Consider the following 15,729-nt stretch of genomic DNA (forward strand, 5'->3'; position numbering starts at 1 on the left):
TACTCAGTCCACTGCGCTTTCCAAGCCTGCAGACTGTATCGCCTCTTGCAGAACATGGCGTCCAGCTAGCATTTCATGCTGACGATGGTAATCCGGTTGGGCAAAGGTCAATTCACCAATCTCAGCAACAAAACTGGCCTGAACACAATCTAACGGTACTTCCACACCGTCAACCGTTGCATAAATTGCCTCGGGATCAAATACCACCACCGCCGGAAGTTGCTGTGGTGCCAGTTCGAGTTGGTGCTTAGACTTATTCGCTGCCGTCAGTACGACACAAATCCCCACGTCATCAGACTTCAGGTAACTCAACTGATAAGTCTGTTTGCCATTACAATATTGGTACTGAAGATTCAACTGATTATTCCTACCAAAACGCAATTCGGCTTGCACCTCATGCCATGCTGACGGCATGCATGGCGATAGCGTCACCTTTCGTTCAAGCAACTGCGGTGAGAAACCCAAATAGTCCTGATAGCCATTACGGGTGAATTCAGAAACTGACCATGCCTGAGCATAAGTCCCTGACGTCGTGCGCTCTCCATCACTATTGAGGAACGCATCGAGGTTCTCGCTCATTGTTCCACGATGGCCAATATGCAAAATCTGATCGGCCAAGTTTTGGGTTAGTTGATAAGCAAAATCTGAATAGCCGTAGCGGATCAGGCTAGACACCGTGAACCCTGCATTCCAACCCCAAATCGTGCCATTATGATAGGCCGCATCCTTATGGTATTCCTCACGATTAGCATGGAATGGGTGGAAGATCGGATCATCTTGTGCCAATGATGTGATTCCCCATGGGAACAGCAAGCTGGACACGGCATGTTTCACTACCTTGGCACCCAGCTGACGATCCAACAGGCTGCCGTCAAACGGTACTGTTAGCGTCATTAATTGATTAGAACGGTTTTGTAGATCCCTGCGGCCATCGTCATACAGGCGATCTGCCAATACCTGCTGGCCTTGATCCCAGAACAACAACTCAAAGCTCTGCTTCACCCGCTCGGCCATTTTCAGATAACGTTCCGCATTCGCGGGATCTGCATTCAACCTCGCCAACTCAACGGCAACCAATAGACTGGTATACCAAAGCGCCTGAATATCATTGGCTCTGTTACCTCGGGCAGACCATGGGATACGCCCTTCCAACTTGGCATCCATCCAGGTATCTGGATCGCGGTGGGTCATCAATCCGTAACTATCAAGATAGTATTTTTCAATACCATCGATGTACGTCTGAACAACTGGGTAAATCGCCTTAGCATAGTCGATATCACCGCTGTAGCGTAGATAATCCCAAACTTCTCGAACCATCCACGGTGTACCATCGGTCGTGTTGTAAATCATATTGGTCAGGCTGGTCACACGATTCGGGATCCGGCCATAATTCACACTCGATTCATCCACCAACTGCATGGCGGAAAAGTTGTCGATAATTGCCTTGGCGTCATGAAAGTCCCCATTGACCAAAGTAATTCCCGGTAAAGCGATGAACGAATCACGCCCCCAACAATCTTTAAACCAAGGCAGTCCAGCCCAAATCCCCATTCCATACTCATGGGAAACAAATACCTTTCCTGCAGCCTTTGCCCACATCAGTGCGCGGTTGTATTCGAGATCTGACGTCCACAAATAAGAATGGGTCAGCATATTGTAGACTTGCTGCTGGTGGCAAATAACCCCATCAAGCTCGACTAACTGCCTGGCTTGCGCCTCAGCATCGGCTTGCGTCTCAGCAAAGGCCAAATAAAGCGTAAAACTGGTCTCTTTGGATTTGGTGCACAAGTATGGCTTAACGTGGTGGCCACTCAGAAAAACCGTATCTTTCAGCTCAGGCCGTTTTGTGAAGGTCATCTCTTCAAAATTAAACGGCTTGTCAGCACACAAGGCAATAAACGATGGTGTTCCCGGCTGGCGCAATTCTGGTGATAACGCATAAACCACACCGTATTCAAACAAGCTAACCGTTGAAGCATCAATGGCCAAATTCAACTGTGGAAGGATCGCAAGCTCAGCCGGAGTCGAGCTAGTTACCTGTATTGCAGCACTTCTGCGACCACTGCGCTCACCGGAAATCAGCATCATGGTTTCGGTAGCCTGAGAACCACCCTGACAATATGAATGCGTCACACCATACGGCAGCAAATCCGCGTGACTAGCCTGCTCTTTGTTGTTCAGACAGCCATCAACAAAAGAGGCATAAGTGCCCAAATACCATCCCTGCTTGTGGCGGTATTTTCCTGCGGCAACAAAGGCATGAGTTCGGCCATCATAATAACCATCAATATTGTCGCCAAATACATAAGGGACACTCTGGGTATTGCGAATGGCCAGTTTTTCAAATAATACCTCTGGCTCAAGGACATTTCGTCCTTTGCCCACCAGCTTATCGCTCCCCCCCCTCACATTGAAATCGGCACGAAAAGGCGATCTGGTCGGCTCGCAATCATCCATATCCCCGCCTTGAGTCAAGGTCAGTTCATACTTCTTGCCATGCACGGAAAACGCTAAGGTGTACAAGCCTGTTTCTGGTGCATCAAAAACTAAATCATTTCCGATCCCTTTCGCCGGAATTAAACGCTGCATTTCACCAAGGTAACAATTTACTGCCTTGTACTTATCAGCAGCAAAACACAGTGCTTCTGTTCCCTGCTGATCAGAAATTTTGAAATTGTGGCTGTCAGCCGACAGGCACACTACTGCTTGATATACGCCTTCACCAACATAAACCATTGGTGTGTCGTCACCCCACCCATTGAACGTACCTTTTACATAAAGGCTTTCTTTAAACGGTGACGTACTGCATTTACCCATTGTTGTCTTATCCATATAACGATAAACCTAGAAACAACAATGCGCAGCTCCTCGTTGGATACTGCGCATTATTCATTTACTGCTAATAATTCATTAGCGAATTTGTGACGCAGCGGTATCCAGAGCTTCTTTTACCGTTTGACGCCCCAATAGGGCATTTTCAATAGCGGCACCTTCGGCAAACCAATAGGCTGTCATCTGTGGGATATTTGGCATAATCTCGCCATTCTCAGCATTGGTCATGGTTGCCGCAATACGGCTATCTTTTTCAAGCTTCTGCTGGAAAGATTTCAGCGTCACTGCGCCCAATGGTTTATCGTCATTTACCTGCTTCAGACCATTATCTGTAATCAAATAGTTTTCAAGAAACTCAACAGCCAAGTCTTTATTTGGGCTGGCCGCATTAATACCGGCACTCAATACCCCGACAAATGGGTTGGACTTGCCGCCATCCAACGTTGGGAAAACCGCAACGCCATAGTTAATACCTGATTTTTCTAGGTTGCCCCAAGACCACGGACCATTGATTGTCATGGCAACGTTGCCTTTATTAAACTCGGCTTCCGATACGGCATAATCCATATCTGGATTTACCACCCCTTTCTTGGCCAAATCAGCAAGGAAGGTCAAGCCAGCCACTCCCGCATCATTGTTAATACCAATTTGGTTTGGATCAAAACCTGTCGGGGTTTTCTTAAAGGCGTAACCACCATTGGCTGAAATCATCGGCCATGTAAAATAGGCATTCTTAACATCCCACATGATGGCTTTCTTGCCTTTGGCTGCCATTTGCTTCTCAATGGCATATAACTCTTCCCATGTTTTTGGAGGCTCAGGCAATAAGTCTTTGTTATAAATCAGTGAGGGAGATTCAAGCGCGATTGGGTAGCCTACCAACTTACCTTCATAAGTAACGGCATCCCATGAGAAATCCACCAATTTATTTTTGAATTCATCAGAAGGCTTCACTTCCATCAGCAAGCCAGATTTGGCATAACCGCCAAAACGGTCATGAGCCCAAAAAATAATATCAGGGCCGCCGCCTGTTGGCGCGACTTGCTGAAATTTTGCCTCTAACGATTCAGGGTACTGAACATTAACCTTGATCCCAGTGTCTTCCTCAAACTGGCGACCGACCTCAGCCAAGCCTTCATAACCCTTATCACCATTAATCCATACAAGGATCTCACCTTCTTGCATAGCAGACGCAGACATAGGCAGCATCATGGCCGCAGTTAAAGAGCACAGAGCAAAAGTTTTCATTACACGTTTCATGGCTTCATTCCATTGTTATTTTAACTTTGAAACCACCTTACCTCCCCCCCTGCAGTGATGAGCATCCTCCTCCCCCCTACGCCCCACCCTCTTTATATCGGCACTGTGAATCAGACCACATTTAGTGGCAAAAAAATAAACAATCACTTTTCGACAAGATTGAGCCATCTAGCCATTGGTTCAAGTGCCCACCCTTGTACCAACACAGAGATCAGAACAATGAAAAACACCATATGCATCATCGAATTCGCACCTTCCACCCCAGCAGAAGCTGGGATCAATGCAAAAACAATCGGCGTAGCACCTTTCAGACCGATACTAGAAATAAACACTTTTTTCTGCCAGCTAGTGCGTCTAAATGGTAAGTAACTGATGAATACCGCTAACGGACGAGCAATCACAATAAGCGCCGCCGCGGGTAGTAATGCAGCTTGTAAGTCAGCGACAAGATCTCGCGGAAAAAACTGTAATCCAAGAATAATGAACATCAATGCCTGAGCAAGCCAAGACAAACTGTTAAAGAAATGCTTACTGATCTCCTTTCCGCGCAATAGCTCATTGCCAATAATCACACCCGCCACATATGACGCGACCAGAATATTACCTCCGGCCAATTCACTACCGTAAGCAGCAATAAAGAAGCATGACAATATGAAAACGGGAATCAGGCCATATTCTTCCAGCTTGATTCGATTGAGCAAATAGACGCAGCACTTACCAATGCCATAGCCAAACACCAACCCGACTAGGATTTGTTGTGCAAGCTCAACTGCAATCATATTTGCAGAGACTATCTGCTCAGAACTTAACAGCATCTCTGTCAAGATCCCCACCAACAACAGCGCGACCGGATCGTTAGTCGCAGATTCAAACTCAAGCACTGTATCAGTACTTTCCTTTAGCTTTAATTTTTTAGATTCAAGAATGGAAAATACAGCCGCAGCATCGGTTGATGATACGACAGCGGCAAATAACAAGCAGCTCAGTACATTAAAGTCTGTAATAAAATGTAAAATTACCCCGAGAATGATAGTGGTCAGCAGCACTCCCACTGTTGAGAGCATTCCCCCCTCTTTATAAGCAATGCGTATACTCGCTAATGAAGTATTTAAACCACCAACAAAAACAATAATATTCAGTGCCAACGTGCCTACAAACGATGTGACCGCAAGATTGTCATAAACAAAATCAAATTCACCATTTCCAAACAGTAAACCCACACCCATAAAAATCAATAATGAAGGTAGCCCTAACGTCTTTGACGGCTTATGCAACAAAATTCCGACAGCGATCAACACCGCCATTCCTAACATAATCATTCCGCTACTCAATCGACTTCCCTCTTGTTAATGGTTGGCAACACCTCAAATATAACACACCAAATCAACACAATCGGTTAACACAAACTGACCAATCAACAAAATAAAAAGAAAAAACACATACCTACCAGACATGCTGCATTCCTTGTCGCACTTTGAAAAGCACATCAAGAAATCTTATTTTTCACTACAATTTGATTTTTTAATTGACGAACATACAAAAAATTATACACTTCTACTCCCGAAATCCGTGTATAACAACAATGAAAAAAACAATAAGTCAGTGTTTTGAAAGATGGGAATTATTCTCATTTTTTAAAGTCAGTCTATTTTCTCTTTTGACTATCTCAATGTTTTACCAGGGTTTTAATATTTATCATATTGAGCGTCTACACAATGAGATAATCAGTAATTATTCACAGCTTTATTCTATAAGCCGTAGATTCTCTACATATTACAACAATACAGACACCATACCTCTGACAAAAGGTCTACATAAAAGAAACAATGTCAGTATCATTGTGAGTAAAGATACGAATGTAAAAGTGCTCTCAACAGGAATCAATAAATTAAAATCTGAATTAAAGACTATAATTCCTAATAGCCTTTGGACGATTGCTGTTTTTGAAAACCCAGCTTATTACAGCCATTATGATCCTTTACGTCCAAGCTATCATAGTTTCTTTGATAGCTATGATCTCAACTCTGTTATGACGAGAATTGTTGAAAAAGAAAACTTAAGCAAAAGCTATCAAAATTTCTATGGATGTAATTTAAAAATCACAGATTCATATACAGAACAAGAAACAGGAGAAAGGATAAGAACTATCTACTATCCTGTATTCAACAATAAAAACCTTAACTCACTATTGGCGATTGATATAAAAGAAGAACATATCAAGAATATGATAAATCGCTATAATTTAAAGCATCATACAACAATAAACAATGGACAAAGCAATAATGTTTACCACTCAACATTCTTATTACCATGCTCAGATAGCAGCCCTGTTAAAATAGGTATTAGCTATATTGATGTTCTAGAGAAAAGCTTTATTCCATCTGTTTTTGTTTCAGTATTAATCACTATTGCTTCATTAATTGCTAAGCAACGTGATCAGTCTTTCAAACGGGATAGAATGACTAATTTTTATCGTCGTGACTACTATGAATCACGACTGAAAAAAATGCGTTCATTCTCAATGCTTATTATAGATATCGACCATTTTAAAACAGTGAATGATACCTATGGACACAGAAAAGGTGATGAGGTTATTACACAGATAACTCGAATCATCAATCAACAAATTAGAAATGATGACATAGCCATTCGCTGGGGTGGCGAAGAGTTTATTATTATATTCCAGAATATGACGCCAACAGTTTTACAAGAAAAAGCGGAATGTATCCGAGAGAGCATTGCAAAAAATAAAATTGCAGGACTTTCTGTCACAATATCAATCGGTGGCATACATAGCACCAATACAACATTCAGCAATGCCTATAAGCATGCTGACTCTGCTCTTTATGAATCTAAACACCGCGGACGCGATAAGGTAACCATTGCATGATTAGCTATTTCCTATCGATTAAACAAAAAACGATTTTGGATAAGTTATTCTATCTGTTTTTTGCATATATAATGGTTCTTTTTAGTTTCCACCTCAGCCATTTCTCCCACGGCTTGCTATCACAAGTCCAACTTTTGTCGATCACCTCAGGGGTGATCATTGCTGCGACATACCTATATGGCCGCACGGGAATCATTGGTATCTTTCTTGGGCTGCTGACCTACTATACCTTTATCAAAGCCTCTCATAACGGGGTCGGCTACCTGTATAGCCTAGTGATCACGTCCTTGCTGATCATCTCATTGTCGCTGATCGAAAAGCTTCGCAACCATCACTACATTACTCGATTGATTTTTAGTTTCTATGTGTTTATCACACCAGGGTTTTGCTCGCTTGCCTTAGCGATATTTACCCCTCATAGCTTCAATACCGCACAAGCTCTCAACCTATTTTTGACTGACTCTATTGGTATATTGCTAACCGCCCCTGTCATTGGCTTATTCTTGATTGCCTTGAACAAACATAAAGAACCAAGGAGTCTTCTCCGCGAGTTCAGTCATATTTCAAAAAGCAACTTTATCTACAAATCACTGATTGTTTTGGCTATTTTCTTTGTTTTACTAAATAAGGAAAATATTACCTATTCCTACATGACTTATTTGTTTTTGCTGCCATTGGTTATTATGGCTGCCTTTAACTTCTCAGAATTGACTCAAATACTATTGATTGTCATTGGATATAGCTTACTGATTAAAAATGATGTTACAGCAGATCTATTACTGCTAAACACCAAGTTAACTATCTTCTTTATGTTCTCTTTGATTGTCTACATCATGCTGGACTTCAAGGTGTCCCTACGCAAAGAAACCGAGCGATTTACTAAAAACCTCTACTTTGATAATCAGAGTAATTTTGGGACATTCCAAAAGCTTGATGACGATACGTTACACCGTCGTGATTTCGTTGTTGCAGCTATCGATCTTAGCCCGATCTTTAAATATCCTTTAATTAAAAGGGATAAGATCCTTCGCCAAATAGCAAGCTATATCAATAAATCGACCAATTTCTACGATCAAAGTTATGTGCTCTATGATGTCGCGGCACTGGTTATTTTGCTCGAGAACAACTTACGCGCAATTGGACGATTAGATAAACTGTCAGAAATGCTTAATGCTTCATTAGAAGCCGACCATGTGAATTTTCATATCGATAAAATTTTCTTCTGCCGATGCAAGAAAGGAAACCGAATAAAGCAGACCATTAACCAGATTCATATGAATTTACGTTTAGCCGAACGTAACAATTCACATACTATGGTTGACTGTGATCATAGCCGATACACTAACTATATTACGTTACTTGATAATTTTAATCCTAGCCATATTCAGATCTTACGCCAAAACTATCAAGGTCTCGCTCATGATCGTACGTCTTGCTTTGAGTTATTGTCTCGCTTTACCGTCAAAGGAAAGCCACTCAATACAGAGACCATGTTTTTTTGCGCCCAAAAGCTCGGTCATATGGAAATGCTGGAAAAGGCCATTGTCCGAAAGATGTTTGAGTATATTCAACAGCTTCCGATTGACAGCTTTGACTATGGTGCCATCAACCTATCACCCGATTTTCTGAGCTCAGATCTCTCTATCGATACACTGCTACATATTGCGCATGAACTCAACGTACCATTGGACAAAATATGTATTGAAATCGTAGAGTCAGGCTCAATCAATGATTTCGATGCACTGATGAAGAACCTACTAAGACTGAAGCATGCCGGTTTCAAAATTGCGCTTGACGACTTCGGTGCTGGGCATTCCACCTATAAGCAATTGCTCAATATGCCTATAGATACAGTGAAAATTGACGGTTCACTAATTAAAGACTGCCATAATGATCCAATAAAGCAGACGATTATCGAAAACTTACGCGCGATTACTACACTGTCTAAGATCAAGCTTGTCGCCGAGTGTGTCGAAACTGAAGAGGAACAACAGTGGCTCCAACAAATCGGCGTTGACTATCTGCAAGGTTACCTTATTCATCGGCCATCCCTTTCATCCTAATACGTCAAAGCGCAGCCCAACGGCTGCGCTTTGTCTATGATAATCATCACGAGATCTTAGCGATCCAGAATCACAACCGAGCTCCCAAAAGGCGGTAGAGATAAAGCCAAACAGCCTATACCTGCTTCAACTTTTAACATGACCGTTTTGTTGCCATTAAGTGCATCCTGACAACTATATTCTCCATCATCCAATTTCCACTCGGCAATCACGCCTTCTGGCAAGACGACCGGCAAACTCTCTTTGCTATCCGGATCAAAGTTTGCCACAACAACCATCAGCTGCTCTTGACTATAGCGAGCAAACGCAAACAAATTACCCTCATACCCCCTACCTTGCTGACGATTAGCTGTCTGCAACTCGACATAATGCCCTGCTGCGGCGGGACTCATCACTGACAAGTTAAGCAGGCACTGATAATACGACCGCAAATCACGCTCTGCATCTGTCAACAGCCCACCATCAAATGCACCATGATTCATCCATCGTTGATGGCTCGGTACGCCAATATAATCAAATATCGATGTTCTTGACGGCTTACCAAAACCCGCATCTTCCGCGCCAGGCTCACCAACTTCCTGACCGAAATAGACCATCGTCGGCGAAGTGCTTAGCAAGGTTGAAACCACCATCGCCGGCTTGCCTTTTTCCGCACAGCCAGCAAATTCTGGGCTCGCCACACGCTGCTCATCATGGTTGTCCAAAAAGTGCAGCATATGATGTTCAATATCCTGCATACCGGCCTGAACATCGACAATGGCATCGGTACTCTGTTTACCCTGAATGATATCTTTGAGCGTATCGTACAGATCCACCTTGTCATAGAGGTAGTCCATTTTGCCTAAGCGAATATAATCTCGATACAAATGAGGTTGATACACTTCTGCCATCAGAAAAGTATCCGGATTCACATGCTTGATAGCAGAGTTCATATAACTCCAGAACTCAACCGGCACCATTTCCGCCATATCATAGCGAAAACCATCAACGCCTTTAGCCAGCCAGTACAAAGCAATATCGCGAAATTTCTGCCATGAATCGGGGACCGATTGCGTCAACCAAAACGCATAGTGTTCTTGATGCGTGCGTTCCTCATAGCCAATAGGAAGTTCCGCGAAATCCTTGCTACCATCAGGCCTGATCCCATAGTTTACCTTGACGGTTTCATACCAATCGTCAAATTTGGGTTTTGCCAGACGCGAACCGTTGCCGGTCCACTTCGCCGGGTATTCCACGTATGGGTCAACCATCATCGGATGCGTCTCACCGCCCAATGGCAAATAACCATTTTCGAAATCAGGCAGTTCAAACGCCTTTCCAGGGATATAGTAAAAATTATTGTCGCGGTGGTAGGCGACCGACGTATCATCCCCATCACCGAAATCAACAACGCCCTCAGGGTTAGTCACCCCTTTATAGCGCCGCGCAACATGGTTTGGCACAATATCAATTATTACCTTCAACCCGTTGGCATGGCTTCGCTCAACCAGAGACTGGAACTCCTCCAAACGGTTAGCCGGGTCAACCGCCAAATCAGGATTGACGTTATAGTAATCTTTCACTGCGTAAGGAGAGCCCGCACGACCTTTTATCACACTCGGGTGATCACTAGCGATCCCGTATGCTTCATAATCAGCGACCAGCGCATGATGAGGTACACCGGTATACCAGATATGGGTCACACCCAGTTTTTTTATTTCACTCAAGGCCTTATTAGTAAAATCATTGAATTTACCAACGCCATTTTCCTGCAACGTTCCCCATGCCTTATTATTCGTTTCCGTATTACCAAACAAACGGGTAAACACTTGGTAAACGACAAATTTTTTCTTCTGCTGCATTATTTCCATCATCATGATCGGCTGGCCACTTCCCATATAACGACTGTGACAAAAAAGGGTGGGCACTGCCCACCCTGTATACCCAAACTACCTTATTTTTGAATCAATTTAATGAAAGTGTTTTCTGCCGTCGCAGAGCCTGCACGTTTAGCTTCTTCCATTAATTTCAGCGCTCGTTGAATATCCTTTTTCTCAACAGCCAACTGAATTTGATTGTTATAAAACGCTTCTGTTTCCGGCAACATTGCTGGACTATTTACAGCTGACGACTGTTGTACTGCCGTATTACTCAACACCATGCTGGCTGCAGGAACTGTAGCTACAGCTTCAACGGATTCGGCAGTCTCTACCGGTTGGGATACCGCCTTCTGAGGCACCGTTGTATGAGAACGGTACGAACGTAGAGCGAGTGGTTTGAGATCGAGTTCCAAGCTACCAAACTTTTGGTGCTGAATCGTCGGATCCGTCACCATCGGACGAGCCAAGCCCAGCTCTTCGGCCCGAACTCTTTCTGGATGTGGGATCTGAATTGAACCTTCTCGGTACGCCAGTGGCGAGTACACAACTAAATAAGGCGTCGTCGCTTGATTCATATCAAAACTCTTCCGATAGCTAGACAGACGCAGCATATCCGAAGGCTTCACCTCAAAATCACTCAACTCATAACTATCAACAACTTGGAATGTCGGGCTAAGGAGTAGCACTTTCGGTGCAAATACCCCCGTGCTCCGCATCCAACTTTTAAGTTCAACCCGCATCCGCTCAACGTTTTCAGGCAGAACAAACCCGGTAAAATAGCTCTTACCCTCGGCAAAGTTCCCTACTTGTGAATATTCATCAACAGCAAAATCAATACTGTCACCATTCATCGGAATCCATGCAAATTCACTGAATGTCTCGCAGCACGCTGGCTGGGTGATTGTGACATTTTTAACTGCCTGTTCAGCTGGGGAGGCTGCGCATCCGGCAAGAGATGCGATAAGCAGTGCTGCTAGCGTAGTTTTAATTATTTTCATATTCTCTCCGTTCCCTATTGTGGGCTTATTCGAGCTATCGCTATACCCATATTCCCTCATTATTTATCGCTATGGAAACATGGGTATAGCCAAAAGGCAGCCCGAAGGCTGCCTTGAGATAGAGCGATTTAGAACCAAATTTCAGCATGAACACCGAATACGAACTGGTCTTTCTCCCCCGCTTCCGTGATACCGATGGCACCGGCTGCGGCTTCATCGCTAGTACCAACCCAAGTCACGTAAGGCTTAAGCTGTGGACGGCCGAAGTAATCAGCATTAACAGTAAAAACTGACGCTGCTTCAAGGGTGTAGAAGTCAGTTGCGCTATCCTTACGGCCCCATTGGTTGCCGTTTAGATCTTCAACAGCCCAAGAGCCTGTAAATTCCCAGCGGAAGTTATCGTTTACCTTGTATGTTGGGCGAGCTGCGAAAATATAGCGAGTCACTTCATCGGTACCATTGCCAGTTAGACCCCAATCCATATCTTTTGGTGCCCAGTAGGTCAATTCAGTACCCATCTGCCAGTTATCGCTAATATTCAACACACCGTAAGTAGTGAAGAACAAAGACTTAGAATCTTCTAGCCAAGCACCGCTCCAGCCACCGAAGTTCACACCACGGTTAGTACCTAGACCTTCGCCGTAAGCAATCGCTGTTTGTGACCAACCATCAAGGCCGTAGTAGTCGCGGTTGTAAGTAACAGACACACCGAAACCGCTATCTGCATCATTGGGTGCCAGCGCTTCATCGGCACGGGTCATTAGCTTAGCATCGAAATCGAAGCTGCCGCCCAGAGCTTTCACGCCGTAGTAGTAAAGGTCTAAAGAAGAAACTGTGGTACGCTCACCATCTACTGGACGATCTTCAGATGCAAATCCAGCTTCAGGATCCGCAGCGACAATCGCGATACCCGTCTTATGGCCAGAGTCTAGGTTCATCTCGAAACCCGCACCCATACCGGAAGATTGCTTCCAGAATTCACCCGTTAGAATACCCGCCGCACGGTTCAAGAAGCGACGACCAGCCCAGATTTCAGTACCTTCGCCAAGGTAAGGTAGATTGCCAAGAGCAACGTATGCCTCTTTTATTTCAAGCTGTGCTTTCGTGTTTGCCTTCTCTGCACCGGAAGAGGTGTAGTAGAAAGAGTCGCCATTGCCATATTCGGTACGCGTTACGAAATCACTGTACACACCGTTTGCAAACTCCGTGTGCTTCTTCAGTACAAATTCAATCTGGTTGGCGCTCTTACCTGAAGTACCTGCGGTACGGTAGTCAGGCTTGCCCAGCTCAGAGTCAAATGACTGTAAGTCTTCGTTGAAACGGAAGTTCATAGAGCCGTAGCCGTGGACTTCCCAACCATCGGTCAGGATATCAGTGGCAGATTCAGCAGCTACGTTGTATGAAGTTAGCGCGGTAAGTAGAGCCGCTGCTACAGGTACTAACTTGTGTTTCATAGGAATGTCCCTTTTTATATTTTTATGCCGACTGCTCTCTAGCAATCTTTCGGAACTCATATTCAGGGCAGATACAGTTTCACACATCCTCCCGACTGAGGGATGAGACAGGAGGATGATTGGGGCGTAGGAAATAGGGATGAGAAAACTTTCGTGATACGCCTCACGGACTATAGGCGTAATAGTGTAAGAAAATTACAAAACACAGCATAAAAACACGAGTGCTATCACCTATTTCTCCCCATAGTGAAATAATATAATTTTTTGGTGATATTTAATTTTTACCAAAAAAAATCATTCCTTGACTCGCTGAAAAATAGCGTTTTAATAACAGTTCGAAATGAATAAAATTCATCAATGAGACGTACAGAATGTTCGCTAAATTAGCCCGCCCCTTTCCGCTTGGGGCTACATTATGTGATCAGGGTTGTAATTTTTCTATTTACCACCCAGAAAACAAGCCATTAAAACTTGTTTTATTCAAAAAAAATAATAAACCTCATATTATTGAACTACAGAACAACTATCAAAATATCTATTACACTTTTGTCCCAGATATTAAAGCAGGGCAAGTTTACGGCTATTATATTAAAGACAAAGGCGAAGAACGCCTTATTCTTGATCCCTACGCTCAGGCACTGGACACCATCGCCCACTACACACCGCCGTTCACCGCTGAGCAAAGCTGGAAATTTGCCAAATCGGTCGTCGTCGATCACAGCTTTGACTGGCAAGGCATTCCTGCCCCGCATATTCGCCACGAAGAAACCATTGTCTTTGAGACCCATGTAAAAGGTTTCAGCAAGCAGCACCCTGAACAACCACACCATTTATCCGGAAGTTACCTCGGACTGTGTCAGCCATCGATGGTGGCGTTTTTCAAAAAACATGGGATAAACTGCCTGCAATTGTTGCCTATCACCTCATGCATGTCGGAGCCACATCTGCTCAAGATGAATAAGGTGAACTTCTGGGGCTATAACAGCCTGTGCTTTATGGCACCGGAACCTCGCTATGCAAGCCAAGATGCCGTAACCGAGTTAAAAACCATGGTACGCGAACTCCACCGCCACGGTATCGAGGTCATCATGGATATCGTCTTCAACCATACCGCCGAGGGCGGAGAAGGCGGCCCCCATTTCCATTTCAAGTCTCTGGATAAAAACTATTACCAACTGGATTCCAACAAGAATTTCAAGAACTATACCGGCTGTGGCAACACGGTTAATCTCGTCCACCAGCCAAGCCTAAATATTGTCTTGGACACCCTGCGCAATTGGGTTACTCATTATCATATCGACGGTTTCCGGTTTGACTTAGCATCAACGCTAGGCAGGTATGGTGACCGCTTTAATACTGAGGCGGCCTTCTTCAAGGCTATTGCCCAAGACCCCGTACTACGTGAGGTGAAACTCATCGCAGAACCATGGGATATTGGCCCTGATGGTTATCAGCTTGGCAGCTTCCCTCGGGGTTGGAATGAGTGCAATGACAAATATCGCGATACCGTAAAGAGTTACTGGCTCTGCAAGGAAAACAACATTAAGGAGTTCGCAACCCGGATTATGGGCTCGCGAGATTTGTTCAGTGCCGGAAAGTGGCCAGACAAACTCCCGGTCAACTTCATTAGCTATCATGATGGTTTTACCCTGCAGGACTTAGTCTCCTATAATCGCAAGCACAACTATGCCAACGGCGAGAACAACCGTGACGGTCATGGTGACAACCGATCCAATAACCACGGAGCAGAAGGCAGGACTGAAAACTATGCTGTACTTTGCCGCCGTGAACGGATGAAACGTAACTTAATGGCAACCCTGCTGTTTAGTTTCGGTATCCCCCATGTACTTGCAGTAGATCTGCTCTCCCATAGCCAAGGGGGCAATAACAATGCTTACTGTCAAGACAACGAAATCAGCTGGGCCAACTGGGCGTTAACCAAAGAGGGGGATGAATTCCTAACTTGGATCAGTATGATGATCCACAAACGCCAAACCATTATGCCCGAATTTATCAAGGCCTTTAGCGGCCACGACAGAGGGCGTCACCGAGTGATCTGGAAACGCTCTGACGGCCATAATATGACCGGAGAGGATTGGCAGGGTATAGAAGCCTTCGCCTTGATGCTAGGGCTCGATAAGGATGGCGATGAATTATTGTTCCTGTTCAACAATTCAACCATTCCCACACGCTACCGCCTGCCGGTAGGAAATAAATGGGATATTGTCTGTGATACATCAGAGTCTCAGCACAATTGCCGCCAAGCACAAACAAGTTACATGCAAAGCGCACTGTCGATGACCATTCTGCATCGCCGCGGTACGGCCTTGAACCAACCTTAGCCCTCCAAGGATAGCCGTCGGTGTAAAATCC

The 15,729-nt window shown here is 44.4% G+C and carries 9 protein-coding genes; 3 read left to right on the forward strand and 6 right to left on the reverse strand.

The genetic code is table 11. The features are described 5' to 3' along the window. Positions 1 to 3: 3 nt before the first annotated feature. The 3 genes from ACSF8X_RS20375 to ACSF8X_RS20385 all read right to left on the reverse strand — a co-directional run bounded on the left by ACSF8X_RS20375 (position 4) and on the right by ACSF8X_RS20385 (position 5,405). A complete protein-coding gene (locus ACSF8X_RS20375) occupies positions 4 to 2,832 on the reverse strand; it encodes an amylo-alpha-1,6-glucosidase (RefSeq protein ID WP_500851259.1) in 2,829 nt (942 codons plus the stop codon). A gap of 78 nt (positions 2,833 to 2,910) precedes the next feature. Further along, the gene (malE, locus tag ACSF8X_RS20380) at positions 2,911 to 4,092 is read right to left on the reverse strand and encodes a maltose/maltodextrin ABC transporter substrate-binding protein MalE (RefSeq protein WP_047878225.1); all 1,182 of its coding nucleotides are present in this window, start codon (positions 4,090 to 4,092) and stop codon (positions 2,911 to 2,913) included. 143 nt (positions 4,093 to 4,235) lie between these two features. After that, positions 4,236 to 5,405 (reverse strand): potassium/proton antiporter, encoded by a 1,170-nt coding sequence (locus tag ACSF8X_RS20385; protein ID WP_240478274.1) that lies wholly within the window; start codon positions 5,403 to 5,405, stop codon positions 4,236 to 4,238. Positions 5,406 to 5,932: 527 nt separating this feature from the next. Between ACSF8X_RS20385 and ACSF8X_RS20390 the strand changes: the two genes are divergently transcribed. After that, on the forward strand, positions 5,933 to 6,982 hold the full coding sequence (locus ACSF8X_RS20390) for a GGDEF domain-containing protein (protein ID WP_500851260.1): 1,050 nt from the start codon (positions 5,933 to 5,935) through the stop codon (positions 6,980 to 6,982). A gap of 35 nt (positions 6,983 to 7,017) precedes the next feature. Continuing rightward, entirely contained in the window at positions 7,018 to 9,045 is a 2,028-nt protein-coding gene (locus ACSF8X_RS20395) for a sensor domain-containing phosphodiesterase (protein ID WP_500851261.1), read from the forward strand. A gap of 56 nt (positions 9,046 to 9,101) precedes the next feature. Here the strand turns inward: ACSF8X_RS20395 and ACSF8X_RS20400 are convergent, their stop codons facing one another. The 3 genes from ACSF8X_RS20400 to ACSF8X_RS20410 all read right to left on the reverse strand — a co-directional run bounded on the left by ACSF8X_RS20400 (position 9,102) and on the right by ACSF8X_RS20410 (position 13,356). Continuing rightward, complete coding sequence (locus tag ACSF8X_RS20400) at positions 9,102 to 10,886, reverse strand: alpha-amylase family glycosyl hydrolase (RefSeq protein WP_500851262.1); 1,785 nt, start codon at positions 10,884 to 10,886, stop codon at positions 9,102 to 9,104. A gap of 92 nt (positions 10,887 to 10,978) precedes the next feature. After that, positions 10,979 to 11,902 (reverse strand): MalM family protein, encoded by a 924-nt coding sequence (locus tag ACSF8X_RS20405; RefSeq protein WP_047878229.1) that lies wholly within the window; start codon positions 11,900 to 11,902, stop codon positions 10,979 to 10,981. A 128-nt stretch (positions 11,903 to 12,030) separates the two neighbouring features. Beyond that, a complete protein-coding gene (locus tag ACSF8X_RS20410; RefSeq protein ID WP_047878230.1) occupies positions 12,031 to 13,356 on the reverse strand; it encodes a carbohydrate porin in 1,326 nt (441 codons plus the stop codon). Positions 13,357 to 13,727: 371 nt separating this feature from the next. Between ACSF8X_RS20410 and glgX the strand changes: the two genes are divergently transcribed. Further along, the gene (glgX, locus tag ACSF8X_RS20415; protein WP_500851263.1) at positions 13,728 to 15,698 is read left to right on the forward strand and encodes a glycogen debranching protein GlgX; all 1,971 of its coding nucleotides are present in this window, start codon (positions 13,728 to 13,730) and stop codon (positions 15,696 to 15,698) included. Positions 15,699 to 15,729 lie beyond the last annotated feature (31 nt).

This window comes from Photobacterium panuliri (assembly GCF_059920555.1).